Here is a 24,971-nt window from a genome sequence, read left to right on the forward strand (position 1 = left end):
GCGCGCTTGAACAAACTTCATCAGACTCGCGCTCTACTGGGGTTCTGCGTTTCGGTGTTTTTCATGAGCAAGGGATTTTTTTCACTCGCGGCCGTTTTGGTCGCGTTTTTATTCGGTACGTCAGCGTTCGCGGCGGCGCGTTGCGATGTGAATGTGCCGACCGCGCATGTCGATCTGCAACAAGTGAGCATTGCCTACCAGAGCATCGGCCGTGCCTCGGATCCGGCGCTGTTGCTGGTCATGGGCCTGGGTGGTCAGTTGATCCACTGGCCGGACGAAGTGGTGGTTGCGCTGTGTCAGCAAGGCTTTCGGGTGATCCGCTACGACAACCGCGATGTCGGCCTGTCGACCTGGCGTCAGGCCCCGGCCGACGCCAACCTGACCTTTGAAGTGCTGCGCTACAAGCTCGGCTTGCCGGTGTCGGCGCCCTATTCGCTGACGGACATGGCCGACGATGCGCTGGGCTTGATGGACGCGCTGCACATCGACCAGTTTCACGTACTGGGCGCGAGCATGGGCGGAATGATCGCCCAGCATCTGGCGGCGATGGCACCGCAGCGGGTAGAGAGTCTGACGCTGATCATGACCAGTTCCGGCGCTGAAGGTTTGCCGGCGCCCAGTGCGGCGCTCGTGCAATTGCTGGCGCGGCGTGGCGCACCGAATCGCGAGGTGGCGCTGGAACAGCAGGCCGATCTGCTGGCGGCGCTTGGCAGCCCCGCGGTGACCGATGACCGGCAAGCGTTGTTGCATCAGGCGGCGATTGCTTATGACCGGGCGTTCAACCCTGAAGGTGTGAAACGGCAGATCATGGCGATACTTGCCGAGCCGAGCCGGGTGGCCTTGCTCAATCAACTGCGGGTGCCGACGCTGGTGGTGCACGGCACGGCCGATCCGCTGTTGCCGGTGATGCACGGCGTGCATCTGGCGGCGCACATTCGTGGCAGTCAGTTGAAGCTGATTCCGGGGCTGGCTCATCGCTTTCAGGAGGCGTTCAAGGCGCCCTTGCTGGCGGCGGTGTTGCCGTATTTGCAAGAGCACCGTGAAGATACCTCGCACTGGGCGCAGATTGAGCCGGTGGCAAGCGGCAACCTGCTGTAGCTGAGGTTTTGGCGGTGTTGACTCGGGCCTCTTCGCGAGCAAGCCCGCTCCCACAAGGGGAACCGTATTCCGAATGTGGGAGGGGGCTTGCTCGCGAAGGGGCCATCACTGTCATCGCAAGAGCAGGCAGGTGTATCGTGCAAACTTTCCCGCACGATTTCCGCCCGCGAGGTATGTGATGAGTTCCGCTTTGAAAATCGATTTTGTCAGCGACGTTTCCTGCCCGTGGTGCGTCGTCGGCCTGAATGGCCTGCTGCAGGCGCTGGAGATTCTGCGCGATGAAGTGCAGGCCGAGATTCATTTCCAGCCGTTCGAACTGAACCCGAAGATGGGCCCGGACGGGCAGAACATCACCGAACACATCAGCGAAAAATACGGCTCGACTCCGGAGCAGTCACAGAAGAACCGCGAGGCGATTCGTGCCCGTGGCGCCGAGGTCGGATTTGCCTTTCGCACCGATGGCAACAGCCGCATCTACAACACCTTTGATGCTCATCGTCTGTTGCATTGGGCCGGGCTTGAGGGGGGGCAGTTGCCGTTGAAGCAGGCGCTGTTCAAAGCCTATTTCACTGATGGCGGTAATCCGTCCGATCACGCGCAACTGGCGCAGATTGCCGAAAGTGTGGGTCTGGATCGGCAGCGTGCCGAGGCGATTCTGGCTTCTGACGAGTTTGCCGATGACGTGCGTGCAGAAGAGCAGCTGTGGCTGCAACGCGGCGTAAGTTCGGTACCGACCGTGGTGTTCAACGGTCAGTACGCGGTCACGGGCGGGCAACCGGTGGACACCTTTGTCGGGGCGATTCGGCAGATCATCAGTGAAGCCCGCGGCGGCACCGTCAACTGACCTTGCGGGGTCAGCGCACGATCTTGTCGACGTGAATCCCGAGCTTCTTCAGGCGATACCAGAAGCTGCGCTCGGAGATCCCGATCAACTGCGCGGCGGCAGCCTGCACGCCATTGCTCTGTTGCAGGGCCGCCAGAATGTAGGCCTTCTCGACTTCGGCGAGTGCTGCGTCCAGATCCGCCGGGACACCGTTGATTTCGCTCAGCGGGCCGCTGCTGTCCGAGGCCTGTGCGGCGAACAGGTAAGCCGGCAGATCGTGCTCCTCGATGATGTTGGCGGAGGCGACGATGGTCGCGCGCTCCACGCAGTTCTGCAGTTCGCGGATGTTGCCCGGCCATGAATAGCGGGTCATGGCCTGCAAGGCCTGCGCGCTGAAGCCGCTGATGCGTTTGCCGGCAGCGGCGCCCAGCGTGTGGGCGAAGTGGCGGGCCAGCGGCGCGATGTCCTCGACCCGTTCGCGCAATGCCGGCAGCGGAATGGGAAAGACATTGAGGCGGTAGTAGAGATCCTCGCGAAACTCCTTATTCGCCACCGCTTGCAGCAGGTCTTTGTTGGTGGCGGCGATCACCCGCACATCGACCTTGCGCTCCTTGGTATCGCCCACCGGCTCGATCACCCGCTCCTGCAGGGCACGGAGGATCTTGGCCTGCAGTGCCAGCGGCATTTCGCCGATTTCATCGAGAAACAACGTGCCCTTGTCGGCCTGCTGAAAGCGCCCGATGCGATCGGCCACGGCACCGGTGAACGCGCCTTTGCGGTGACCGAACATTTCGCTTTCCAGCAGCCCTTCAGGGATGGCCGCGCAGTTCACCGCCACGAACGGTTTGTCGGCGCGGTTGCCATGCTTGTGGATGGCCCGGGCGACCATTTCCTTGCCGGTGCCGCTTTCGCCGCTGAGCAGCACGGTGGCGGCGCTTTCGCGTACCGAGTCCACCGCTTGCAGCACGCTGCGAAAACTCGGGCTGTCACCGATCAGGCTGTCGATCTGCTGATGCTCGTCGAGCTCGGCGCGCATGCGCTGGTTGTCTTTGAGGATGTCGCGAAACTGCAGGGCCTTGCTGACGGTGATGTCCAGCTCGTCGATGTCGAACGGCTTGGCGATGTAGTCGAACGCGCCGTTGCGCATCGATTCCACGGCGTTTTTCACCGTGCTGTAGGCGGTCATGACGATCACCGGCAACTGCGGATAGCGGGTCTTCACCTCAGCCAGCAACTGCGGGCCGTCCATGCCGGGCATGCGCCAGTCGCTGATCAGCAGATCGATGTCTTCACTTTCCAGCACTTTGAGTGCGTGCAGGCCATTGCCGGCGGTGAACACGCTGATGCCGTTCTGCCCGAGGGCCGAGGCCAGCAGGTCGCAGAGTTTCGGTTCGTCGTCCACTACCAGAATGTTATGCGTCATCGTCGCTCTCGTCGAAGTCTTCGCCATTGGCCGGAATGTACAGGCTGAAGGTGGCGCCGGCATCTTTTTCGCTGACGCATTCTACGCGCCCGTTATGACTTTCCATGACCGAAAACACCTTGGCCAGGCCCAGCCCGGTGCCCGAGGCCTTGGTGGTGACGAACGGGGTGAAGATGCGTTCGAGCATGTCGGCTTCGATCCCCTGACCAGTGTCCGCGACGCCGATGATGGTGAATTTTCCAGCGTTGGCGATGCTCAGGGTCAGGCGACCGCCGTCGGGCATTGCGTCGATGGCGTTGACGATCAGGTTCAGGCCCACCTGTTTGAGTTGCTTGGCATCGGCGTAGATCGTCGCCCCCGGCGCGTGATCGGCGATGTGCAGATCGATGTTGTGGCTGGCCAGTTCCGGCTCGCAGAATCCGGCCAGTTCGTCGACCAGGGTGCGTGCTGATTGCGTAGCGCGGATCGGCGCGCTGGGTTTGGCGAAGTCGAGAAACTCGGTGATCAGGTCGTTGATACGGCTGACTTCCTTGACCACGTATTCCAGGTGACGCTTGTCGGTTTCCGGCAGATCGGCACGGCGATGCAGCAGTTGCGTGGCGGTTTTGATGATGCCCAGCGGATTGCGGATTTCATGGGCCAGACCCATGGCGACTTCGCCCAGCGCGTGCAGGCGATCACGGCGGCGCAGTTGCGACTCCAGATGCTGCAACTCTTCCAGACGTTCACTCATGTGGTTGAACGTGCTGCTCAGTTCTGCCAGTTCGTCGCCGCCATTCACGCTCAGGCGCTGATGATAATCGCCGGCGATCACCGCCTGTACGCCACGGGCCAGACCGCGCAATGGTTTGGTCAGGCGTTGCGAGACCAGCCAGCCAACCGCCAGCGACGCTGCCGAGCTGAGCAGGAAAATCAGAATGAACAGGTTGCTCTGATTGACCAGGCCGACCAGGCTGGTGTGGCGCAGCAGACCGCTGAAGATGACGCCTTGCAGTTGGCCGTTTTCATTGAAGATCGGCCGGTAGATGCCGCTGTAGTTATTGGTGAATTGTTCGTAGGGGCCTTTGGTCTCGCGCAGGATCTGCTCGATTTTCTTCGGCACTTGCGAGGGGTGATCCTGGAAGCGCTGGGTCGAGAAGATCTCGGAAAAGTCCTCGCCCTTGGCCAGGTACAGGCGCAGGTCCAGCGAGTGCACATCGGCGACGCTGGTCAGGAAGCTGTTGTCCAGATAAGTGCCGACGATCATCTTGTAGTCCACGCCCCCCTGATCGGTCTCGAAGGTCGAAATCACCGTGCCGGTGGGTACGCCGCCGACTTGCAGGGTCTGCAGCACAGCCTTCGGCGCGGTGCTGATCTGGCTGACGATATCGTCGGCGGCGGTACTGAACACCACTCTGTTATCGCTGTTGCGGATCAGCGTCACCACATCGATGCCCATGGAGTCGGCGATATCGGCGGTCAGCTTGTCGTGCCTGGCGGACTGGCGGTCGGTGGGCGGGCGGGCGTGGCGCATGAACAGCTTCGCGGCCCGGGCGTTTTCGCGGAGGATTTCACTGATTTCATCCTCGACGATCTTCGAGGATTCCTGCAGCCAGATGCGCACGTTGCTGTCGAAGATCTGCGACAGCGTGGTGGCCGCCAGTTCCGCAGCGATCATGGTCGGAATCACGCTGACCAGCCAGAAGGCCAGCACCAGTTTGCGTTGCAGGCTCCAGCCGGAGAGGGCGAAAGGGCGGGGCGTGGCGCGTCGGTCATTGATCATTGGATTTCGCTTATTGCAGCGGCCAGGGCCGGATCGCTGCGATCCGGGCGGACGAATATTTTCACCAGACGCAACAGTTGGTCGAGCAGTGGATTGCGATGGCGGAAGAACACGGTGTTACCGACAAACGAGCAACCCAGACGCAGCTTACTGGCATAGCCGGCCTGCCCGCACACATAGATCGCCAGTTTGTGTTCAATACAGTAGTCGACATTTTCCAGCCAGCTACGAGTGTAAAGGTTGTACTGGCGGGTGCGGGCCAGATCATGGGCGAAAAACTTGTCGACCATCCGTTGCCCGTCGAGCAACAGCAGGTTGAACGCCACCAGTTCATCCTCGACCCAATAGAGCACACAGGCTGCGCGGTCATCGAGGTGATTGAGCACTTCGCGAAAATACGCCGCAGGCAGGCATTCGAAGGCCAGATCACTGCGGGCCAGAGTGGCTTCGTAGAGTTCCATCATGCGCGGCAGCAGGTCGTGCACCGAGCGCCGCCATTCCGTGCGCGGGCCCTGATTGCGCAGGGTGCGACGCAGGTCCTTGCGCGTGGATTTGCCGAGGCTGCCCAGATACGCGTCCACCGAGGCGAAGTTGATCGGCAATTCGGCGCCGGGCAGACCGGGCATGCTTTGCAGGCCGGCCTGGCGGCAGACGTCGAGCCATTGTCGATCGCGATGCGAGGCGTCCTTGACCGCGAGCAGGCCGATCCCGGCCTGCTCGGCATCTTGCCGGGCCAGCTCGAGCAATTGCCTGAGCAGTGCCGGGCGCTGTGTCGAGGCAATGTGCGAAGCGCTGCCGACATGGCATTGCTCCGCCACCGGCGAGCCGAGGGCGTACAGGCGGATATCGAACAGTCCGGGCAGACGCCGGCGCAGCCATTGGCTGACCCGTTTGCCCGCACCTCGCAGGGTGGTGTCCAGCGAATAGGCGGTGGTGAACGCCACGGTGGCCGCGACCAGGCGGCCATCCTCGTGCAGCGTCAGATAGCGCCAGTGAAAGCCGTCGATGCCGGCCCGTTCCACGGCGCGGTAGTAATCCCAGTCCTCCAGCTCATCGACGAAGCAGTCATTCCAGGCGCAGCGGTCGATCGCTTCGATCGTTGAAAAGGCTTGAGCGGTGATCACGTCGGTTCCTTGTGTCGGCGAGTCGGACTGCAACTGCTCAAGCCAGTTGCCGGGTTTCCAGTGATGGCGTATCGGCTACGGCGACCGGTTGCGTGACGCCGCGCTCGATGAAATCGGCGCTCAACTCCACGACCCGGCGGTACTGCAAATCCACGGTGATCATGTGATAGCAGTCGTCGAGCAGCACCTTGGTCACCGGCCCGCCGAGTGTGCGTTCGACGTAATCGGCATTCCAGCGGCTGGTGATGTCGTCCTCGATGGAGTGCAGCACCAGCGCCGGCGTGGTGATCGACGGCATGCGTTTTTTCACCACGGCGTTAAGCCGGTGCAGTTCGCGCACGGTGACGCCTTCCATGGTCAGCAACCCGGCCTGGCTGCTCTGACCTTCTTTCATCTGGCGTTCGACGATGGCGCGCAGGCGCTCGTTCTTGATCCCGTAGGGCGGCTTTTCTTCGAAACTGCACAGGTGCACGCCGAACGGGATTTTCATCAGCAACGGGGTGAGGAACGCGAGTTTGTTGATGCTCCAGCCGTCGTAGCGCAGGGTGGTCGAATACAGCAGCAAACCTTCGATCTGTCCCGGGTGTTCGGCGGCCAAGTACATCGACAGCACGGCGCCCATGGACAGGCCGCCGACATACACTTTGCGGTGTTTGCGGCGTACGCCGACGAAGGTGTTGCGTGCGCTTTCGTACCAGTCGCGCCAGCCGGTGGCTTGCAGGTCGGCATTGCCGCCGCAGTGCCCGGCCAGGGTCGGCACATAGACCGTGTGTCCGGCTTTCGCCAGGCCCACGGCCACCCGACGCAGCTCCGTCGGGGTGCCGGTGAGGCCGTGGATCAACAGCACCGCGACCTCCCCGTCACCGAGAACGAAACCGGCGTTGCCTTCGCCCATGTCGATCTCAGCGTCGATCATCGTTTCATCGCCCGATGCAGGAGGCGGTCGAGCAGGGCCAGGCCCAGATCGATTTCCGGATAGCTGATTTCCAGCGACGGTGCCAGGGTGATGACGTTCTTGTAGTAGCCGCCCACGTCGAGGATCAGGCCGAGACGACGACCGTCGATTTCGATGTCGCCCTTCATGCCTTCTTCAACCATGAAGTCGAGGGTGGCCTTGTCCGGGGTGAAACCGTCTGCGGTGCAGATCTCGCAGCGCAGCGCCAGACCGAGGCCGTCGACATCGCCGATGATCGGGTAGCGTTTTTGCAGATCCTGCAGGCCTTCAAGGAAGTATTTGCCCTTGGCCATGACCATTGCGCCGTAATCGACTTCGCTGGTCATCTTGAACATTTCCAGACCCACCGCAGTGCCCAGCGGGTTGGAGGCGAACGTGGAGTGGGTCGAGCCTGGCGGAAAGACTTTCGGGTTGATCAGCTCTTCACGGGCCCAGATGCCGCCCAGCGGGTTGAGGCCGTTGGTCAGCGCCTTGCCGAAGACGATCACGTCGGGTTTGACGTCGAAGTGTTCAATCGACCACAGCTTGCCGGTGCGGTAGAAACCCATCTGGATTTCGTCGACCACCATCAGGATGCCGTGCTGATCCAGCACGTGCTTGAGTTCGCTGTAGAAGTTCATCGGCGGGATCACGTAACCGCCGGTGCCCTGGATCGGCTCAACGTAGAACGCGGCGTATTCGCTCTGCCCGACTTTCGGGTCCCAGACACCGTTGTATTCAGTCTCGAACAACCGCGCGAATTGCTGCACGCAGTGGCTGCCGTACTCTTCCTTGGTCATGCCTTTGGGGCCCCGGAAGTGATACGGGAACGGGATGAATTGCGCGCGCTCACCGAAGTGACCGTAGCGGCGGCGATAGCGATAGCTGGAGGTGATCGACGAAGCACCGAGGGTGCGCCCGTGGTAGCCGCCCTCGAAGGCGAACATCAGGCTCTTGCCGTTGCTGGCGTTGCGCACGACTTTCAGCGAGTCCTCGATCGACTGCGAACCGCCGACGTTGAAGTGCACTCGGCCGTCGAGACCGAATTTTTTCTTGGCGTCGACCGCGATCATCTCCGACAGCTCGATCTTGCCCTTGTGCAGGTACTGGCTGGCGATTTGCGGCAGGGTGTCGATCTGTTGTTTCAGCGCATTGTTAAGACGCGGGTTGGCGTAACCGAAGTTGACCGCCGAGTACCACATTTGCAGGTCGAGGTAGGCCTGATCTTCGGTGTCCCAGACGTAGGAGCCTTCGCAGCGGCTGAAGATGCGCGGCGGTTCGATGTAGTGAACGGTGTCGCCGTAGGAGCAGTATCTGGCTTCTTTTTCCAGAAGGACCTGGTCTTCGGCTGTCGCGATGCGGATATCAGACATGGTGCAGGGTTTCCTGTGCTTCAGAAGTGGATTCGGTGCTGAACGTGACGGCGTTGGCGGCCGGGGCCAGCGGCAGGCGGGCCAGCAGTTGTGGCAGTTCGGCGAAGCTGTCGAAGCGCGCGTAGGCGATGCCGTTGCGCTCGCAGTGCTCGGCCAGGCGATCCTTGGCGAAGACGAAATCGGCGGTGGACGCCACGCACATGTCGGACTGGCCGTCACCGATCACCAGCACGCGTTTGCTGCCGGGGGTGGATTTGCATTTGCAGTTGCCGGAGGCCGCGCGGCAGGCGTCACTGGCGTAAGGAAAATCGATGCGCCATTTGTCGTGATCGATCTGGCGCAGGCGGTTGGCGAGGATCGGCAGCAGCGTCACGTAGTTGCGCGCCAGAATCCGCGCGATGCCTTGTTCGATGCCGTCGCTGACCACTTCCAGCGAAGCGCCGAGGCCGATCACGTGGTCGACGAAATCGGGGAAGTCCGGGTCGATGTCGATGCTGTCGAAGAATTCCAGCAGTTGTGCCGGCGTGGCCTTGATCAGCGCCAGTTGACGGCTGAGGCATTCACGGGAACCGATCTTGCCCTCCAGCCATTCATTTTCGATGGCTTCCCAGCTCGGGTCGGCGAAGCGTTCAAGGATGCTGTCGATTACGTCGGTACGGGTGATCGTCCCGTCGAAATCACACACGATATGCCAGTCAATCATCTGCAGTACCTGTTGGGTCGAGGCAGTTGTCAGGGTGCGCGGTCTGCGCCTGGCAAGGGTGGGAGCAGGGACTGTGCCAATTGGCCAAAGCCCCGTGCTGGCGGGGGCGATGCGCGGTTTTCGAAAAGTGGAGCTACAATTTTTGTAGCTTGCTACAAACAACATGAGTGCTTGCGCCAAGGGCGGTATCCGGGGATTGATGCGCGCAGGTTCAGAAAAGGAATGACCTCATGCAGAGGAAGACACTGGCGTTATTGGCCGCACTGGCCTGCTTTTCCGGGCCCGCCCTGGCGGATGGCATTACAGGTGAAGCAGGAATCGGGGTGGGGTACCAACCGCATGATCCGAGCGGCAGCCGCTACGAAACCCGACCGATCCCGTATCTGGATCTGGACTGGGGCGATGTCAGCCTCGGTACCGACGATGGCCTGACCTGGAGCGCCTTGAAAAGCAACGGTTTCAGCGCCGGGCCATACGTCAATTACCTCTCCGGGCGCACCGCCAACGGCGAGTTGCGCGGCCTGCGTGATGTGCCCGACATGGCCGAGGCTGGCGGCTTCGTGCAATACGCTCCGGCCGATTTCTGGCGCGTATTCGCCTTCGTTGGCCAGGCCGTCGGCGGTGGCAGCGGGCAGGGCGGCGTGTTTGGCAAAGTGGGCGGTGAAATTGGCTATCCACTGGGCGGCGGGGTGATCGGCAGCAGCAACCTGACCGCGCATTTTGCCGATGCGCAGGGCACCCAGACCTTCTTCGGTGTCAGTGATCGCGAGGCGCAGGCCTCGGGCATCCGCGCGTACAACGCCGGCGGCGGTTTGCAGAACGTGGCGCTGACCCAGAGCTTCGAGTTCCCTCTGGCGCCACACTGGTCGCTGGTCACCAGCGCGAGCTGGATTCACCTGACTCGCTCGGCGGCGGACAGCAGCATCGTCAAAGCGGTGGGCGATACCAATCAGGGCGAAGTGCAGGCGGCCATCGCCTACAAATTCGACTGATTACGCGCGCGGGCAAATTGGTCTGCGGTTTGCAGACAGCCATGTCGAATCCATTCCTTCAGGATGTTCTTCATGGCTCGCCCTGCTAACCGTCTGCTGGCTCATTCATTGTGGGACCTGATCCCCGTCGCTTTGGGCCTGGCCCATTTCGCTTTTGTCCTGTGGCTGGTTGCGGCCTTTCACGACCTGTCCTGGTGGACTTATGTGCCGCTGGCGCTGGGCTACGCAATCAGCCTGTCGTGGAGCATCAACAGCATTTCCCACAACCAGATTCACAACGCCTACTTCACCCCGGCGTGGCTGAACCGGGCATTCGATCTGTTGTTGTCGGTGACCATCGGTTTTTCGCAAACCCTCTATCGCGATATCCACAACCGCCATCACCGCGGCAACTCGGATCTGCCGGGGCCGGACGGCAAGACCATTGATCCGCTGTCGATCTATCTGCGCGGCAAGAACGGTCAGCCGGAGAATCCCTGGGCCTACACCTTCCTGAGTTTTTTCCGCGACGACCCCAAGCCGATCTACAACGAAATGCGCCGCAAACGCCCGAAGGATGCGCGTTGGGTTCAGGTCGAGATCTATGTGACGGTGGCGTTTTATCTGCTGCTGGCGGTGTATGACTGGCAGGCGGTGCTGGTGTTGTTGCCGTTCTGGTATCTGGGCCAGGCGCTGTCATCGCTCAACGGTTACTACGAGCATTTTGGCGGCAACCCGGATTTGCCGATTGCCTGGGGCGTGAGTGCCTACAGCCCGCTGTACAACCTGTTGTGGATGAACAACGGCTATCACGCCGAGCACCACTACCGGCCGAAAATGCACTGGACTCAGGTCAAGGCCTATCACCGGCAGATCGCCCGGCAACAGCAGGAAGCGGGGGTGAAGGATATTCCGCTGGCGCACGGTTTGGGCTTCCTGCTGAACCACCAAAAGCCTGACGCCTGACCGATTTGTGTAGGAGCTGACGAAGGCTGCGATCTTTTGATCTTGAAAAGCAAAGATCGTCCGATCGCGGCCCGAGCCTGCGGCAGCTCCTACACGGAGCATTTCAGTGCTCTTCGCCTTCGGCGAGCAAGGCTATCCCGCCCATGATCACCGCCACGCCGAGCCAGTGCAGCAGACTGATCTGCTCGCCCAGTCCCAGCCACGACCCCAGCAGCACCCCGACAAACACCAGCGAACTCAGGGGAAACGCCAGTGACAGGCTGCTGCGTCGCAGAATCAGCATCCAGACAAAAAACGCGCCGATGTAGCAGGCAACCGCCACCCACACCCCGGGCGTCATGACGATGCCTTGCAGCCATTGCAGGCTGAGGTCCATCTGCCCCAGTTGATCACCACCGACCTTGCTCGCGATCTGTCCGCCACTTTCCAGAATAATCAACAGCGCCCAGAGCACGATGGTGCCCACGCGCCCGTGTAGCCAATGCATTGCGTCGTTCCTTTGCAGTTCCAGGCGAGCTTCAGACATGGCCGGCACACACAAGCATCACGCCCGCCGTAATCACCAGCGTGCCCAGCCAGCGCCGCCGGCTGACGGTTTCGCCAAGCACCAGTTTGCCCGCCAGCACCACGCCGCAATAGGCCAGCGCGGCTGCCGGAAACAACAGACTCAGCGGTGCCCGCGACAGAGCGCCGAGCCAGACGAAAAACTCGATCGCGTAAGCGCCTATCCCGCACCACAATAGCGGTGCGTTGAACACCTGGCCCCAAAACACCTGAAGCCGAAAACCACCCTCCAGCTCCGGTAATCGATCCAGGCCCAGTTTGAAACACAGCTGGCCGATCACATCCAGAACGATGGACAGGGCCACCAGCACAATCACGGTGAAAGTCATGGAAACAGTTCCTCGAACAGGTCGATCAAGGCTTGATTGGTGGTGGAGTTGCGCAGGATATCGGTGTCGCTCCAGCGCTCGGCCGGCGGCTGATCGGTCTTCGCCTCCCAGCGTTTGAATACGTTGCTGAAGGCCGGACGGGCGTATTCGCCGCAGATGTCGATGCCGATGATTCGCTTGCTCGCCGCCAGCGCGCGCAGGGCCTGAAGCATATGGCTCAGGCGCATGCCGCCCTGATCCCAGTTGGTGGCGGCGTCTTCGCTGGCGAGCACGTCCTTGTCGATGGTGATCCACACCGCATCGGTCGGCAGGCTGGCGATCATTTTGTCGAGGAACAGCGTCCAGTCGACCTCGGACAAATTGCGCCAGTGCAGCATGTTTTCCTGCTGTTCATGGCCGGCGCCATCACCGACTCGCCCCCAGACTCGGGAGGGTGCGTGCTGCCACGGAAACAGCTGCAGAACCCCGCGTTTGAGCGCTGCGAGGTTGCCGCCCTTCAGTTGTGGATTTTGCAGATCATCGCTGCACGGGCCGAGGGTGACGATGCGGCGGATGTCCGGCAGTTTCAGGGCCTGATTGACCCAGGAACCGCAATGCCGACGCGGCGCAAACCGCACCCAGTCAGGGTGATTGTCGAAATGGATCAGGCTGACCGGCTCGGGCAGGTCGGTGAGAAACGCCGGGGTCAGGTGGTGATAGTCACCGGAGCCGACGAAGAAGATTTCCGGTGCCGGGCCGCTGTGCCGTGGCCGTTGCTGCAAGCGTTCGGCGAAGCGTCGCCAAGTGCGTTCGCTGGACCAGAGCCGGAGTTTCGGGCCGAGGTCGAGCAGGTCCAGGCGTTTGGCGCGGCCACTGTCGAGCAGTCGCGCAATCGGCGCCTGGGCGGTCAGGCTGTGGTCGAGATCTAAAATATTCAAGGTCGCTATTTACCCTTGGCAGACCCTGCCAGACACCGGCCTCATCGAGCATGAGCGCCAGCCGGGCAGGGCTTTCGGGGGTAAATGCAAGGGACGGGCCAGCCGTTGTCTCAGGCGTGCAGACGCACCCACACCGAAACCAGCACGCTGGCGGCGATCAACCACGCGACAACCGCAACCGCCAGTGACGCCTCCAGGCGCATGCGGTCAACCATCACGTACAGCGTCGCCAGATAGATGAAATACGGAATGATCGACCACATGCCAAATACGATGGTCGCCTTCAAGTCGTCAATCGAACGGCCCTTGCCAACGATGTAGTGGGCGATCAGGGCGAAGGTCGGAAACAGCGGCACCAGTCCGGCGATGTAATAGTTTTTGGTCTTCGACAGCGCGGCGAGGATCAGCACCACCGCCGCGCCGAGTGCCGCTTTGAGTATCAGATCCATCAGTGGCTCAACCCGTACTTTTTCACTTTGTCGAACAGCGTGGTCTTGGCCATGCCCAGTTCTTGACTGGCCTGGGTCAGGTTGCCGCCACTGCGTTGTAAGGCGTCATTGAGCAGGTTGCGCTCGAAGGCTTCCACCGCTTCGGCGAACGCCAGCCCCTGACCGCCGCTGCTGGCGCCGGACTTCTTGAACGCCGGCAGGCCGAGGGCAAAGCGCTCGGCGACGTTACGCAGCTCACGCACGTTGCCCGGCCAGTCGTGGCTCATCAGGTTCGACAGGGTCTGGTTGTCCAGCTCGGGCAATACCCGGTCGAAACGCAGCGCCGACTGCTGGGTGAAGTGTTCGAACAGTTGCAGGATGTCTTCACGGCGCTCGCGCAGCGGCGGCAATTCCAGCGTCACCACGTTGAGGCGGTAGTACAAGTCGCTGCGAAATTCGCCGGCCTTGCTCGCTTCGTCGAGGTCGGATTTGGTTGCGGCAATCACCCGGCAATCCACCGCTACGCTCTGGTTCGAACCGAGGCGTTCGAGGGTGCGTTCCTGCAACACCCGCAGCAGTTTGATCTGCAAGGGCAGGGGCATGCTTTCCACTTCATCGAGGAACAGCGTGCCGCCGTCGGCGTGTTCGATCTTGCCGATGCGCCGTTTACCGGCGCCGGTGAAGGCGTTGGCCTCGTGGCCGAAGATCTCGCTTTCGAAGAGGTTTTCCGGCAGGCCGCCGCAGTTCAGCGCGACGAACTGCTTGGCATGCCGACGACTGAAGTCGTGCAGGCAACGGGCGACCAGTTCCTTGCCGGTGCCGGTCTCGCCTTCGATCAATACGTTGGCCGAGGTGTCGGCGACGTTGGCGATCAGCTCGCGCAGGTTCTGCATGGCTGGCGAGCGCCCGATGATCCGGCCTTCGAGGGAGTCGCGTTCGGCCAGTTGCCGACGCAGCGAAGACACTTCCCGGGCGAGGCTGCGTTGTTCCAGTGCGCGACGAGCGACGTCCACCAGGCGCTCCGGCGAGAACGGTTTCTCCATGAAATCGTAGGCGCCTTTCTGCATCGCGCCGACCGCCATGGAGATATCGCCATGACCGGTGATCAGCACCACCGGCAGACTGCGGTCGCGCGCCTTGAGGCGGGTCAGCAGTTCCAGGCCATCGATGCCGGGCAGGCGAATGTCGCTGATGACGATCCCGGCAAAGTTGTCGCCGACCCGCTCCAGCGCTTCTTCGGCACTGCCGACGCCGATGCAGGGAATGTCTTCCAGGGTCAGCGCCTGCTGGCAGCCGAGCAGCACATGGGGGTCGTCTTCGACGATCAGCACACTAAGGTCGTGGTTCATATTGGCTCGGCAGGAGTAGGGCTTACCAACGGTAAACTGAGGACGAAGGTGGTGCCACCGCTGGCCGGGTGTTCGACACCCAGATGCCCGCCGGTGGCGGCAGCGAGGCTGGCGGAGAGGGTCAGGCCGAGGCCCAGACCCTGTTCGCCGGGTTTGGTGGTGAAGAACGGCTCGAACAGATGCTTGCGTGCTTCGGCGTCGACACCGTGGCCGTTGTCGCGCACCCGCAGGCGATATTTGCCGTTGAACTCTTCGCCTTCCAGCCACAGCTGCGGTGAAGGTTGCATCTGCATGGCGTCGAGGGCGTTGCCGATCAGGTTGACCAGTATCTGTTCGAGGCGGGTCTGGTCGATCTGCACCTGTACGTCGCTGAACTGACGATGCAGTTGCAGCGTTATGCTCTCGACCCGCGCGCCGAGCAGTTGCAGGGCCGCGTCCACCGCTTTGCCGAGGCTGGCCTGGCCTTCATTGTCGCCGCGCCGGGCGAACGAGCGCAGGCTGGCGGTGATCCGGCCCATGCGGTCGATCAGGTCGTTGATGGTCTTGAGGTTGGTGCTGGCGACATCGAGCTGGCCGCGTTCCAGAAAGCGAATGGTGTTGCCGGACAGGGTGCGCATTGCCGCCAGCGGCTGGTTCAGTTCGTGGGCGATGCTGGTCGACATCTGGCCGATGGCCGCGAGTTTGCCGGCCTGCACCAGTTCGTCCTGAGCGCGGCGCAGGGTTTCCTCGGCCTGGCGCCGTTCGCGGATCTGGCTCTTCAGCCGTTCGTTGCTGGCGCGCAGATCGCCGGTGCGTTCGGTAATCCGACGCTCCAGCTGATTGTTGGCTTCCTGCAAGGCTTCGCGGGCGGCGAGGCGGGTGGCGATGACCTTGCGCCGTTCGTTCCAGGCGATCAGCAGGAACGCCACCAGGGCGAAGGCCACGGCCACCAGGATTCCCTGATTGATCGCTTCACGACGCAAGTCCTGCAACGGTGTGAGCAGGGTGAAATTCCATGGTGTGTCGCTCAGCGGCCGGGTCTGCGCCAGATAGCTGATGCTGTCGTCATCGGCGCTCAGTTCGCTGTTGGCCGGGAAGGTCAGTTTCTCCACACCGTCGGCCAGGGTTTCGCGGGCCAGCGGTTGCAGTTCGTTGAGCGGGAACCAGTAGTACTGCAGGCTGCGCGCGAGTTTTTCTTTGGTTTCATCGCTCAGCGGCACCACCGATTTCAGGCGCCGCGCCGGATCGCTGGAAAGAATGATGATGCCGTTCTCATCGCTGACGAAGGCTTCCAGGCGGGCGCGTTGCCAGCGCTCTTCCAGCGCTTCGAGGCGCACCTTGACCACGGCGACGCCGATGATCTTGCCGTGTTCTTCCAGGCCATGGGCCAGGTAGTAACCGGGCTCGCCGCTGGTGCTGCCGATGCCGTAGAAACGTCCGGGCTCGCCGCGCACGGCGTTCTGGAAATAGGCGCGAAAGGACAGGTCTTCACCGAGGTAACTGTCGACGTCGCGCCAGTTGCTGGTAGCCATCACCCGGCCGGTGGTGTCCATGACGTAGATAGCCCGACTGCGGCTGCGCCGGTTCAGGCCTTCAAGGTAAGCATTGACCGTTTGCCGGTGTTCCGGAGTCGGGTCGGCCAGCAGTTGCGGGACACTGGTTTCCAGTTCCAGCAGGCTGGGCAGGTAGGTGTATTTGCTGATCTCGCTTTCGACGGTACGCGCGTGCAGTTCGAGCTGACGCTGGCCGTTTTCGCTGAGGCTGCGGATGCCGAAATGTTCACTGGTCCAGAAGCCGATGTAACCCAGTCCGATCATCAGGATGATGATCAGCGGCGGCAGGAACAGATGGCGAATCAGACGGGGCTTCACGGCAAGTGATGGCGGCGCTGCGCGATAGAGATTGGGGTCGCATTTCATCACAGTTGCCTTGGGTCAACCAGCGTGGCTAACAGCATCCTGGTTTGTTCGAGCGCGGAACCTGTGGCGAGGGGATTTATCCCCGATCGGCTGCGAAGCAGTCGTCAAACCGGCAGATGCGGTTTGATTTTGAAATGCTGGGGTCGCTTCGCGGCCCATCGGGGATAAATCCCCTCGCCACAAAGCGCCCTCGCCACAGAGTTCGGTGTGTTGCTTTTAGTGCTGCAGGATTTTCTCGAGGAAGTGCTGCGCGCGTTCGGAGCGGGCGCTGATGTCGCCGAAGAATTCCTCTTTAGGGCAGTCTTCGATGATCTTGCCGGCGTCCATGAAGATCACGCGATCAGCCACTTTGCGCGCGAAGCCCATCTCGTGGGTCACGCACATCATGGTCATGCCTTCGTGGGCCAGTTGCACCATCACGTCGAGCACTTCGTTGACCATTTCCGGGTCGAGCGCCGAGGTCGGTTCGTCGAACAGCATGACGATCGGGTCCATCGCCAGTGCACGGGCAATCGCCACACGCTGCTGCTGACCGCCGGACAGTTGCCCCGGATGCTTGTGCGCATGTGCCGACAAGCCGACGCGTTCCAGCAGTTGCAGACCTTTCTTGGTCGCCTCTTCCTTGCTACGGCCCAGCACCTTGATCTGCGCGATGGTCAGGTTTTCGGTGATGGTCAGGTGCGGGAACAGCTCGAAATGCTGGAACACCATGCCGACGCGCGAGCGCAGTTTCGGCAGGTTGGTCTTGGAGTCGGCAATCGAAGTGCCGTCGACGACGATGTCGCCTTTCTGGAACGGCTCCAGCGCGTTGACGCACTTGATCAGGGTCGACTTGCCCGAACCCGACGGGCCGCAGACCACGATCACTTCGCCTTTTTTGACCTCGGTGCTGCAATCAGTCAGCACCTGGAAGTCGCCATACCACTTGTTGATGTTCTTGATGGAGATCATACGGCAAACCTTTTTTGCAGACGCTTGACCAGCAGCGAGGCGGAAAAGCTGATGATGAAGTAGACGACACCGGCAAAGATCAGGAACTCGTTGGAACGACCGATGATGTCGCCGCTGGAGCGGGCGGAGTTGAGGAAGTCCACCAGGCCCACGGTGTAGACCAGCGAGGTGTCCTGGAACAGGATGATCGACTGTTGCAGCAGCAACGGGGTCATCTTGCGGAACGCCTGGGGCAGGATGATCAGCCGCATGGTCTGGCCATAGGTCATGCCCATCGCTTGCGCGGCGGCCATCTGGCCTTTGGGGATCGACTGCACGCCAGCCCGGACGATCTCACAGAAGTACGCGGCTTCGAACATCATGAAAGCCACGACGCAGGAGGTGAACGCGCCGATCGGGGTGTCTTCGCCGGTGATCCAGCGCAGCACGAACGGCACCGCCAGGTAGAACCAGGTGATCACCAGCAGCAGCGGGATCGAGCGGAAGTAGTTCACGTAGGCGCCGGCAACGCGCGACAGCAGTTTGCTCGACGACAGGCGCATCAGCGCGAGGATCGTCCCCAGCACGATGCCGCCGATCACGCCCATGACCATCAGTTGCAAGGTCATGACCATGCCGTTCCACAGGCCCGGGATCGCGGGGATGATGCCGCTGAAATCGAAGTCCATTATTTACCCCCCACGGAGATCAGGCCGGGCACTGCGACTTTCTTCTCGACCATGCGCATCAGCAACATCAGGCTCATGTTCAGGGTGAAGTAGATCAGCGTGGCCAGGGTGAAGGCTTCAAACAGGTTGGCCGAGAACTCGGCGGTCTGTTTGGTTTGCGCCAGCAGTTCCATCAGGCCGATCAAGGACGCCACGGAGGAGTTCTTGAACACGTTGAGGAATTCCGAGGTCAGCGGCGGAATGATGATGCGGTAGGCCTGGGGCAGCAGCACGTTCCAATAGATTTGCGGCAGCTTGAAACCCATGGCGCGGGCGGCGGATTCCTGGCCCCGTGGCAACGCCTGGATGCCGGTGCGCACTTGCTCGCAGACCCGGGCGGCGGTGAACAGACCCAGGCACACGACCACGCTCAGATAGGCCGAGGTGGTCGGGTTCAGATCCTGTTTGTACCAGTCCTGCAGGTTCTGCGGCAGCAGGTCGGGCACCAGGAAGTACCAGATGAACAGCTGCACCAGCAGCGGCACGTTACGAAACAGTTCGACGTAGCAGGTGGCGATGCCCGATACGAGGCGGTTCGGCACCGTGCGCATGACCCCCAGAATGGAGCCCAGTAGCAAGGCGATGATCCATGCCACGATGGCGATGGCAATGGTCCAGCCCAGGCCGGCGATGTACCAGTCGAGATAAGTCTCGCTGCCCACGCCGGTGGACTTGAAGAACACGCCCCAGTCCCAGTTGTAATTCATTAGGGTCTCCCCTCGAAATCGATCGATGTACAAGCACCCGCTTGGGGAAGATCCTTTCCCGTCCGACGTTGAACGCCGGGCACACGCGATCGGCTCGAAAACCGCCAGGTCGAGTGTTCCACTGTAAAACCAGCAGGTAACAGACGCCTGAGGGAGGGTGGCTCCCTCAGGGGATAAGGTTAGTCAGGAATCAGATTTTTACGTCAGGCGCCGGCTTGTCGCTCGGGTTGGCGATCAGTTCCTTGACCTTGTCGCTCATCGGGAAGTTGAGGTTCAGGCCCTTTGGCGGAATCGCGGTTTCGAACCACTTCTTGTAGATCTCGTTGATCTTGCCCGACTTGTACAGGCCGACGATGGCGTCATCCACAGCCTTCTTGAAGGCCGGGTCGTCTTTGCGAACCATGCACGCGTAGGCTTCGAAGGATTGCGGAGTACCGGTGATGACCCAGTCGTCCGGCTTCTTGGCCTTGGCTTCTTCGCCGGCCAGCAGGGCGTCGTCCATCATGAAGGCAACGGCGCGGCCGCTTTCCAGCATGTTGAAGGATTCGCCGTGGTCCTTGGCGGAGATGATGTTCATGCCCATCTGCTTGTCGGCGTTCATCGCTTTGATGATGCGCTCGGACGTGGTGCCGGCGGTGGTCACGACGTTTTTGCCTTTGAGGTCGGCAAAGTCTTTGTAGGACGGGTTGCCATCCTTGTCTTTCTTGACCAGCAGGCGGGTGCCGATTTCGAAGATGTTGACGGTGAAGTCGACTTGCTGGGCGCGTTCGGCGTTATTGGTGGTGGAACCGCACTCGATATCTGCGGTGCCGTTCTGGATCAGCGGGATACGGGTTTGCGAGGTCACCAGGTTGTATTTGACCTGCAGGTCTGGCTTGTTCAGGTCTTTTTTCAGGGCTTCAACGATGGCCACTTGAATGTCGTGGGAGTAGCCCACTGGCTTGCCGGAAGCATCCGCGATGTAGGAAAACGGAATGGAACTGTCGCGGTGAGCGAGGGTGATGGTGCCGGAATCGTTGATTTTCTTCAGGGTGCCGGTGAGTTCGGCGGCGAAAACTGGCGTGCTGATCAGAGCGGCCGCAATGGCTGCGCCCAGGATATGGGGAACGATGCGCATCAAATTTTCCTCGAATTGTTTTTTTTATGGGGCCAGTTCGTCGGCCCTTTTGTGCTTCGAATGCCTGACGGCTCCTGAAGTGTTGGCACGGCAGGCATTCGTCGAGAGAGTGTAGAGCATGAGTCGTGCCAGAGCAGTCGATAGTGGCTAATGGCTTGATTTATAAGGTGATTAAAGTTTTGTGTCGGTGTTTTTCGATGAAACTGATCCGGTTATCCGAATCGACCGGGAGGTCGCGTTCGGAAATCCGAACGCAGTTCAGTGAGAATCGATGCCCTGTAGGAGTGAGCCTGCTCGCGATAGCGGTCGAACAGTCAAATGGAGGGTGCCTGATGCACTGCTATCGCGAGCAGGCTCACTCCTACAGGGAACGTGTACGCCCCATAAAAAAAGCCCCTGAATCGTGAGATTCAGGGGCTTCGTTTCAAGCGCTGTAAACGTCAGGCCGCTTCAATCTTGCGGTTCTGCTCGACCTTGCCCAGGTAGGCCGCCAGCTTCTCTTGCTCGGCCGGGGTGGTGAACAGGCCCAGCTTGCTGCGGCGCCACAGGATGTCGTGGGCGCTGGTGGCCCATTCTTCGCTGCACAGGTAATCGACCTCGCGAGTGTAGAGCCCGCCACCAATGTGTTCGCCCATGTCGGCGAGGGTTTCCACGCCTTCGAGCATGCGCCAGGTGCGGCTGCCATAGGTGGTGGCCCAGCGGCGGGCGATCTCGGTCGGGACGAAATCGAACTTGTCGCGGATCTGCGCGCTCAAGGCTTGCGGCGTAGTCATGTCTTCGCCGCCGGGCAGGGTCGCGGTGGCGGTCCAGCTCGGGCGCATCTGGGTGAAGTACGGCATCAACTGGGCCATCGCTGACTCGGCGAGTTTGCGGTAGGTGGTCAGTTTGCCGCCGAACACCGACAGCAGCGGTGCTTCTTCGCCACCGCCAGACAATGCCAGGGTGTAATCGCGGGTCACGGCGGACGGGTTGTCGGATTCGTCGTTGCACAGTGGACGCACGCCCGAGTAGCTGTGCTGGATGTCGTCGCGGCTGATCTGCTTCTTGAAGTGCGCGTTGACCACTTTCAGCAGGTAATCGGTTTCGCCGTCGGTGATTGCCACTTTCGCCGGATCGCCGGTGTATTCACGGTCGGTGGTGCCGATCAGGGTGAAGTGGTTCAGGTATGGAATGGTGAAGACGATGCGCTGATCTTCGTTTTGCAGGATATGCGCGTGATCGCCTTCGTACAGCTTCGGCACGATGATGTGGCTGCCCTGAATCAGGCGGATGCCGTACGGCGATTCCATTTTCAGGTCGTCACGAATGAACTTGGCGACCCACGGGCCGGCGGCGTTCACCAAGGCTTTGGCAGTGATCGAAAACAGGCTGCCGTCGGCGCGTTCCAGATTCAGGTGCCACAGGCCCTTGGCGCGGCGGGCGCTGACGCAACGGGTCTGGGTGTGTACGTGGGCACCTTTTTCCCGGGCGGCCATGGCGTTCAGAACGACGAGGCGGGCGTCATCGACCCAGCAATCGGAGTATTCGAAGCCCTTGGTGATTTCGCTTTTCAGCGCGCTGTCGGCACCGAACTTCAGGCTTTTCGAACCTGGCAGTTTTTCGCGCTTGCCGAGGTTGTCATAAAGGAACAGGCCGGCGCGGATCATCCACGCCGGACGCAGGTGCGGGCGGTGCGGCAGCACAAAACGCATCGGCTTGACGATGTGCGGCGCCTTGGCCAGCAGCACTTCGCGCTCGGCCAGCGCTTCACGCACCAGACGGAATTCGTAATGTTCGAGGTAGCGCAGGCCGCCGTGGATCAGCTTGCTGCTGGCCGACGAGGTGTGGCTGGCCAGGTCATCCTTTTCGCAAAGGAACACCGAGAGACCGCGACCGGCGGCATCCGCTGCGATCCCCACGCCATTGATCCCGCCGCCAATTACGGCAACGTCGTAGATCTCGGAGATAGGGGGCGTACGCAAGGTAGATGTGGACATCGGCTGGCCTCGGGCTCTTTTGATTTTCTGTCTTGGAAATCGAACATAAATGTTCATTTGCGAAAATGGTAGCCCATAAAGACGCGCGCAGCCAGTCGCGTTCGATTGAAAAAACTCATCGAAGGGCGGCTAAAAGAAAATTTTCGAACATTATTGAGGCGGAGATGATCTTTGTGGCGAGGGGATTTATCCCCGATGGGCCGCGTAGCGGCCCCTCAATCAACTACCGTGGAGTCTCAGGCACACCGCATTGGGTGGTTTTAGGACTGCTTCGCAGCCCATCGGGGATAAATCCCCTCGCCACAGGGGATGTTGAACGGGTTTAAACGACTTCCAGACGAATTTTGTGCTGGCTCAGCAGTTGCGCCAGTGCCGGCACTGGCTGCTGATCGGTCACCAGGCAGTCGATCAGGCTGATCGGACCCAATCGAATCATCGCATTGCGCCCGAACTTGCTCGAGTCCGCCGCCAGAATCACCTGCCGCGCATTGGCAATGATCGCCTGCGACACGCGCACTTCCTGATAATCGAAGTCGAGCAGGCTGCCGTCTTCGTCGATGCCGCTGATACCCACCAGTGCGAAATCGACCTTGAACTGGTTGATGAAGTCCACGCTCGCCTGACCCACCACACCGCCGTCACGGCGCACGTTGCCGCCGGTCAGCAGCACATCGAAATCATCCTTGGCACTGAGCATCGAGGCGACGTGCAGGTTGTTGGTGATGATCTTCAGATGGTTGTGATTGAGCAGGGCGCGGGCAATCGATTCGGTGGTGGTGCCGATGTTGATGAACAGCGAGGCGTGATCGGGGATCTGCGCGGCGATGGCTTCGCCAATGCGTTGTTTTTCGTCGCGCATCTGGTCGGCGCGCATCGCATAGGCGGTGTTTTCGACGCTGGAGTCATAGGCCGCGCCGCCATGGTAGCGACGCAACAGATTGGCTTCCGCGAGCTGATTGATATCGCGGCGGATGGTTTGCGGGGTAACAACGAACAGCGTGGCCATTTCCTCGATGCTCACATAGCCGCGTTCGCGGACCAGCTCGAGGATTTGCTGCTGACGGGGAGGCAGATTCATGGGGCTTCCTTTGGGCTGCCGTGCAAAATTTGCCCATGATGACGCAGGAATCTCCTCCCGACCAGTTTCCAAACAACGTGAAAGCTACTGCGCTCGGCAATCCTGCGTTAAAAACAGGCTCGGACTGCTCATTTACAAACCCGTAAACTCCGCGTCCTCGCCTGTTTTTGCCTTGTCTTGCCTTCGCTCGCTACGCTTTCACGCTGTTTGGACAGCTTAAGTCAGTCTTCAGACTGGCTTATTCAGCGTCTTCACGTGCCCAGTCACGGGTGCGGCTGACGGCTTTTTTCCAGCCTTTGTACAGCTTCTCTTTCTCGGCTTCGTCCAGGCTCGGTTCGAACTCACGCTCGATCACGGCCTTGCCGCGCAGTTCGTCGAGGCTGCCCCAGAAACCGCACGCCAGACCGGCCAGGTACGCCGCGCCGAGTGCAGTGGTTTCACGCATTTGCGGACGCTCGACCTGGGTGCCGAGGATGTCGGCCTGGAACTGCATGAGGAAGTTGTTCGCGACCGCGCCGCCGTCCACGCGCAGGGCCTTGAGGCGTTCGCCGGAGTCCTGTTGCATGGCGTCGAGCACGTCGCGGGTCTGGTAGGCGATCGATTCCAGCGCGGCGCGGATGATGTGATCCACGCGCACGCCGCGCGTCAGGCCGAACAGTGCACCGCGGGCATACGGGTCCCAGTACGGAGCGCCCAGACCGGTGAAGGCCGGTACCAGGTACACGCCGTTGCTGTCCTTCACTTTATTGGCGAAGTATTCGGTGTCGTGAGCGTCGTTGACGATCTTCAGTTCATCGCGCAGCCACTGCACGGTCGAACCGCCGTTGAACACCGCGCCTTCCAGGGCGTAAGCCACTTCGCCACGCGGGCCGCAAGCGATGGTGGTGAGCATGCCGTGTTGCGATTTCACCGCTTTGTCGCCGGTGTTCATCAGCAGGAAGCAGCCGGTGCCGTAGGTGTTTTTAGCCTGGCCCGGCTCGACGCACATCTGGCCGAACAGTGCCGCTTGCTGGTCACCGGCGATACCGCCGATGGCGATGCCGCTCTTGGTGCGACCGTAGATTTCCGAAGAGGCTTTGACTTCCGGGAGCATTTCGCGCGGGATGTCGAGGATTTCCAGCATCTTCGAATCCCACTCCAGCGAATGGATGTTGAAGAGCATGGTGCGCGAGGCGTTGGTGTAGTCGGTGACGTGTACCTTGCCGCCGGTGAATTTCCAGATCAGCCAGCTATCGACGGTGCCGAACAGCAGTTCGCCGTTGCGCGCACGCTCGCGGCTGCCTTCGACGTTGTCGAGGATCCACTTCAGCTTGGTGCCGGAGAAGTACGGGTCGGTAACCAGACCGGTGTTGTCGCGGATGTACTCTTCGTGGCCATCGCGCTTGAGCTGCTGGCAGATCTCGGTGCTGCGGCGGCACTGCCAGACGATGGCGTTGTACACCGGACGACCGGTGGTCTTGTCCCAGACCACGGTGGTTTCACGCTGGTTGGTGATACCGATGGCGGCGACCTGATCGTGATGCAGACCGGCCTGGGCCAGTGCTTCGACCATTACCGCGCTCTGGGTCGCAAATATTTCCATTGGATCGTGTTCGACCCAACCGGCTTGCGGATAGTGCTGGGCGAATTCGCGCTGGGCGGTGCAGACCACGTTCGCATCGCGGTCGAAAATGATCGCGCGGGAGCTGGTCGTACCCTGATCGAGGGCAATGATGTAGTTCTTATTCTGAATGTCGGTCATGTCGATTGCCTTGGACGAAATAAGGGAGAGTG

Annotated in this window: 23 protein-coding genes; 4 read left to right on the forward strand and 19 right to left on the reverse strand. The window is 61.0% G+C overall.

Features of this window, described 5'->3' with window-relative positions:
* Positions 1–63 precede the first annotated feature (63 nt).
* Positions 64–1,098, forward strand: coding sequence for an alpha/beta hydrolase (locus KCG87_RS17110; protein WP_210558487.1), 1,035 nt, complete (start codon positions 64–66; stop codon positions 1,096–1,098).
* A gap of 178 nt (positions 1,099–1,276) precedes the next feature.
* Entirely contained in the window at positions 1,277–1,942 is a 666-nt protein-coding gene (locus KCG87_RS17115) for a DsbA family oxidoreductase (protein WP_134787243.1), read from the forward strand.
* Positions 1,943–1,952: 10 nt separating this feature from the next.
* On the opposite strand, the gene KCG87_RS17120 is transcribed toward KCG87_RS17115, so the two are convergent.
* Genes KCG87_RS17120 through KCG87_RS17145 form a run of 6 tightly spaced genes read right to left on the reverse strand, consistent with a single transcriptional unit; the run spans position 1,953 to position 9,240 of the window.
* The gene (locus KCG87_RS17120) at positions 1,953–3,344 is read right to left on the reverse strand and encodes a sigma-54 dependent transcriptional regulator (protein ID WP_098965400.1); all 1,392 of its coding nucleotides are present in this window, start codon (positions 3,342–3,344) and stop codon (positions 1,953–1,955) included.
* Positions 3,334–5,106, reverse strand: a complete 1,773-nt coding sequence (locus KCG87_RS17125) for an ATP-binding protein (RefSeq protein WP_139054267.1) — start codon at positions 5,104–5,106, stop codon at positions 3,334–3,336. Before KCG87_RS17125 ends, KCG87_RS17120 begins: the two co-directional genes overlap by 11 nt.
* A complete protein-coding gene (locus KCG87_RS17130; protein ID WP_210558485.1) occupies positions 5,103–6,230 on the reverse strand; it encodes a GNAT family N-acetyltransferase in 1,128 nt (375 codons plus the stop codon). Before KCG87_RS17130 ends, KCG87_RS17125 begins: the two co-directional genes overlap by 4 nt.
* A 37-nt stretch (positions 6,231–6,267) precedes the next feature.
* Entirely contained in the window at positions 6,268–7,146 is an 879-nt protein-coding gene (locus KCG87_RS17135; RefSeq protein WP_098965395.1) for an alpha/beta fold hydrolase, read from the reverse strand.
* Positions 7,143–8,537: an aminotransferase class III-fold pyridoxal phosphate-dependent enzyme gene (locus tag KCG87_RS17140; protein WP_098965393.1), complete on the reverse strand. Its 1,395-nt coding sequence runs from the start codon at positions 8,535–8,537 to the stop codon at positions 7,143–7,145. Before KCG87_RS17140 ends, KCG87_RS17135 begins: the two co-directional genes overlap by 4 nt.
* Positions 8,530–9,240 (reverse strand): HAD-IB family phosphatase, encoded by a 711-nt coding sequence (locus KCG87_RS17145; RefSeq protein WP_098965392.1) that lies wholly within the window; start codon positions 9,238–9,240, stop codon positions 8,530–8,532. The genes KCG87_RS17140 and KCG87_RS17145 overlap by 8 nt, the downstream gene beginning before the upstream one ends.
* Positions 9,241–9,470: 230 nt before the next feature.
* On the opposite strand from KCG87_RS17145, the gene KCG87_RS17150 reads away from it, so the two are divergent.
* Together KCG87_RS17150 and KCG87_RS17155 are read left to right on the forward strand one after the other, a co-directional pair.
* A complete protein-coding gene (locus tag KCG87_RS17150; protein ID WP_134787239.1) occupies positions 9,471–10,232 on the forward strand; it encodes a MipA/OmpV family protein in 762 nt (253 codons plus the stop codon).
* Positions 10,233–10,304: 72 nt separating this feature from the next.
* Complete coding sequence (locus KCG87_RS17155) at positions 10,305–11,177, forward strand: fatty acid desaturase (RefSeq protein ID WP_134787238.1); 873 nt, start codon at positions 10,305–10,307, stop codon at positions 11,175–11,177.
* A 103-nt stretch (positions 11,178–11,280) separates the two neighbouring features.
* Here the strand turns inward: KCG87_RS17155 and KCG87_RS17160 are convergent, their stop codons facing one another.
* From KCG87_RS17160 to glpK, 13 genes are all read right to left on the reverse strand, one after another.
* Entirely contained in the window at positions 11,281–11,664 is a 384-nt protein-coding gene (locus KCG87_RS17160) for an EamA family transporter (protein WP_134787237.1), read from the reverse strand.
* Positions 11,665–11,695: 31 nt separating this feature from the next.
* On the reverse strand, positions 11,696–12,070 hold the full coding sequence (locus KCG87_RS17165; protein WP_098965385.1) for a transporter: 375 nt from the start codon (positions 12,068–12,070) through the stop codon (positions 11,696–11,698).
* Complete coding sequence (locus KCG87_RS17170; RefSeq protein ID WP_134787236.1) at positions 12,067–12,987, reverse strand: arginase; 921 nt, start codon at positions 12,985–12,987, stop codon at positions 12,067–12,069. Before KCG87_RS17170 ends, KCG87_RS17165 begins: the two co-directional genes overlap by 4 nt.
* A 110-nt stretch (positions 12,988–13,097) precedes the next feature.
* Entirely contained in the window at positions 13,098–13,427 is a 330-nt protein-coding gene (locus KCG87_RS17175) for a GlpM family protein (RefSeq protein ID WP_171061851.1), read from the reverse strand.
* Positions 13,428–13,435: 8 nt separating this feature from the next.
* Entirely contained in the window at positions 13,436–14,764 is a 1,329-nt protein-coding gene (locus KCG87_RS17180) for a sigma-54 dependent transcriptional regulator (protein ID WP_027612079.1), read from the reverse strand.
* Positions 14,761–16,662 (reverse strand): ATP-binding protein, encoded by a 1,902-nt coding sequence (locus KCG87_RS17185; RefSeq protein ID WP_210558483.1) that lies wholly within the window; start codon positions 16,660–16,662, stop codon positions 14,761–14,763. Before KCG87_RS17185 ends, KCG87_RS17180 begins: the two co-directional genes overlap by 4 nt.
* Positions 16,663–16,878: 216 nt before the next feature.
* The gene (locus KCG87_RS17190; RefSeq protein WP_007963947.1) at positions 16,879–17,613 is read right to left on the reverse strand and encodes an amino acid ABC transporter ATP-binding protein; all 735 of its coding nucleotides are present in this window, start codon (positions 17,611–17,613) and stop codon (positions 16,879–16,881) included.
* Positions 17,610–18,281: an ABC transporter permease subunit gene (locus KCG87_RS17195; protein WP_007963949.1), complete on the reverse strand. Its 672-nt coding sequence runs from the start codon at positions 18,279–18,281 to the stop codon at positions 17,610–17,612. Before KCG87_RS17195 ends, KCG87_RS17190 begins: the two co-directional genes overlap by 4 nt.
* A complete protein-coding gene (locus KCG87_RS17200; protein WP_027612077.1) occupies positions 18,281–19,027 on the reverse strand; it encodes an amino acid ABC transporter permease in 747 nt (248 codons plus the stop codon). Before KCG87_RS17200 ends, KCG87_RS17195 begins: the two co-directional genes overlap by 1 nt.
* Before the next feature lie 190 nt (positions 19,028–19,217).
* A complete protein-coding gene (locus tag KCG87_RS17205) occupies positions 19,218–20,144 on the reverse strand; it encodes a glutamate/aspartate ABC transporter substrate-binding protein (RefSeq protein WP_027612076.1) in 927 nt (308 codons plus the stop codon).
* Positions 20,145–20,584: 440 nt separating this feature from the next.
* Positions 20,585–22,120 (reverse strand): glycerol-3-phosphate dehydrogenase, encoded by a 1,536-nt coding sequence (gene glpD / locus KCG87_RS17210; RefSeq protein WP_210558481.1) that lies wholly within the window; start codon positions 22,118–22,120, stop codon positions 20,585–20,587.
* Positions 22,121–22,442: 322 nt separating this feature from the next.
* A complete protein-coding gene (locus KCG87_RS17215) occupies positions 22,443–23,198 on the reverse strand; it encodes a DeoR/GlpR family transcriptional regulator (RefSeq protein WP_007916700.1) in 756 nt (251 codons plus the stop codon).
* A gap of 238 nt (positions 23,199–23,436) precedes the next feature.
* Positions 23,437–24,939 carry a glycerol kinase GlpK gene (glpK, locus tag KCG87_RS17220; protein ID WP_027612074.1) on the reverse strand — a complete coding sequence of 501 codons (1,503 nt, stop codon included), beginning with the start codon at positions 24,937–24,939 and terminating at the stop codon, positions 23,437–23,439.
* Positions 24,940–24,971 lie beyond the last annotated feature (32 nt).

The sequence above is a fragment of the Pseudomonas sp. MWU347 genome (assembly GCF_017947305.1).
Lineage (GTDB): Bacteria > Pseudomonadota > Gammaproteobacteria > Pseudomonadales > Pseudomonadaceae > Aquipseudomonas > Aquipseudomonas putida_A.

Coding starts and splice junctions, on each gene's coding strand:
- KCG87_RS17195 (WP_007963949.1), bottom strand. CDS start 18,281: ATGGACTTCGATTTCAGCGGCATCATCCCCGCGATCCCGGGCCTGTGG.
- KCG87_RS17180 (WP_027612079.1), bottom strand. CDS start 14,764: ATGAACCACGACCTTAGTGTGCTGATCGTCGAAGACGACCCCCATGTG.
- KCG87_RS17125 (WP_139054267.1), bottom strand. CDS start 5,106: ATGATCAATGACCGACGCGCCACGCCCCGCCCTTTCGCCCTCTCCGGC.
- KCG87_RS17200 (WP_027612077.1), bottom strand. CDS start 19,027: ATGAATTACAACTGGGACTGGGGCGTGTTCTTCAAGTCCACCGGCGTG.
- KCG87_RS17160 (WP_134787237.1), bottom strand. CDS start 11,664: ATGCATTGGCTACACGGGCGCGTGGGCACCATCGTGCTCTGGGCGCTG.
- KCG87_RS17190 (WP_007963947.1), bottom strand. CDS start 17,613: ATGATCTCCATCAAGAACATCAACAAGTGGTATGGCGACTTCCAGGTG.
- KCG87_RS17145 (WP_098965392.1), bottom strand. CDS start 9,240: ATGATTGACTGGCATATCGTGTGTGATTTCGACGGGACGATCACCCGT.
- glpK (WP_027612074.1), bottom strand. CDS start 24,939: ATGACCGACATTCAGAATAAGAACTACATCATTGCCCTCGATCAGGGT.
- KCG87_RS17150 (WP_134787239.1), top strand. CDS start 9,471: ATGCAGAGGAAGACACTGGCGTTATTGGCCGCACTGGCCTGCTTTTCC.
- KCG87_RS17215 (WP_007916700.1), bottom strand. CDS start 23,198: ATGAATCTGCCTCCCCGTCAGCAGCAAATCCTCGAGCTGGTCCGCGAA.
- KCG87_RS17205 (WP_027612076.1), bottom strand. CDS start 20,144: ATGCGCATCGTTCCCCATATCCTGGGCGCAGCCATTGCGGCCGCTCTG.
- KCG87_RS17140 (WP_098965393.1), bottom strand. CDS start 8,537: ATGTCTGATATCCGCATCGCGACAGCCGAAGACCAGGTCCTTCTGGAA.
- KCG87_RS17110 (WP_210558487.1), top strand. CDS start 64: ATGAGCAAGGGATTTTTTTCACTCGCGGCCGTTTTGGTCGCGTTTTTA.
- KCG87_RS17155 (WP_134787238.1), top strand. CDS start 10,305: ATGGCTCGCCCTGCTAACCGTCTGCTGGCTCATTCATTGTGGGACCTG.
- KCG87_RS17115 (WP_134787243.1), top strand. CDS start 1,277: ATGAGTTCCGCTTTGAAAATCGATTTTGTCAGCGACGTTTCCTGCCCG.
- KCG87_RS17165 (WP_098965385.1), bottom strand. CDS start 12,070: ATGACTTTCACCGTGATTGTGCTGGTGGCCCTGTCCATCGTTCTGGAT.
- glpD (WP_210558481.1), bottom strand. CDS start 22,120: ATGTCCACATCTACCTTGCGTACGCCCCCTATCTCCGAGATCTACGAC.
- KCG87_RS17185 (WP_210558483.1), bottom strand. CDS start 16,662: ATGAAATGCGACCCCAATCTCTATCGCGCAGCGCCGCCATCACTTGCC.
- KCG87_RS17135 (WP_098965395.1), bottom strand. CDS start 7,146: ATGATCGACGCTGAGATCGACATGGGCGAAGGCAACGCCGGTTTCGTT.
- KCG87_RS17120 (WP_098965400.1), bottom strand. CDS start 3,344: ATGACGCATAACATTCTGGTAGTGGACGACGAACCGAAACTCTGCGAC.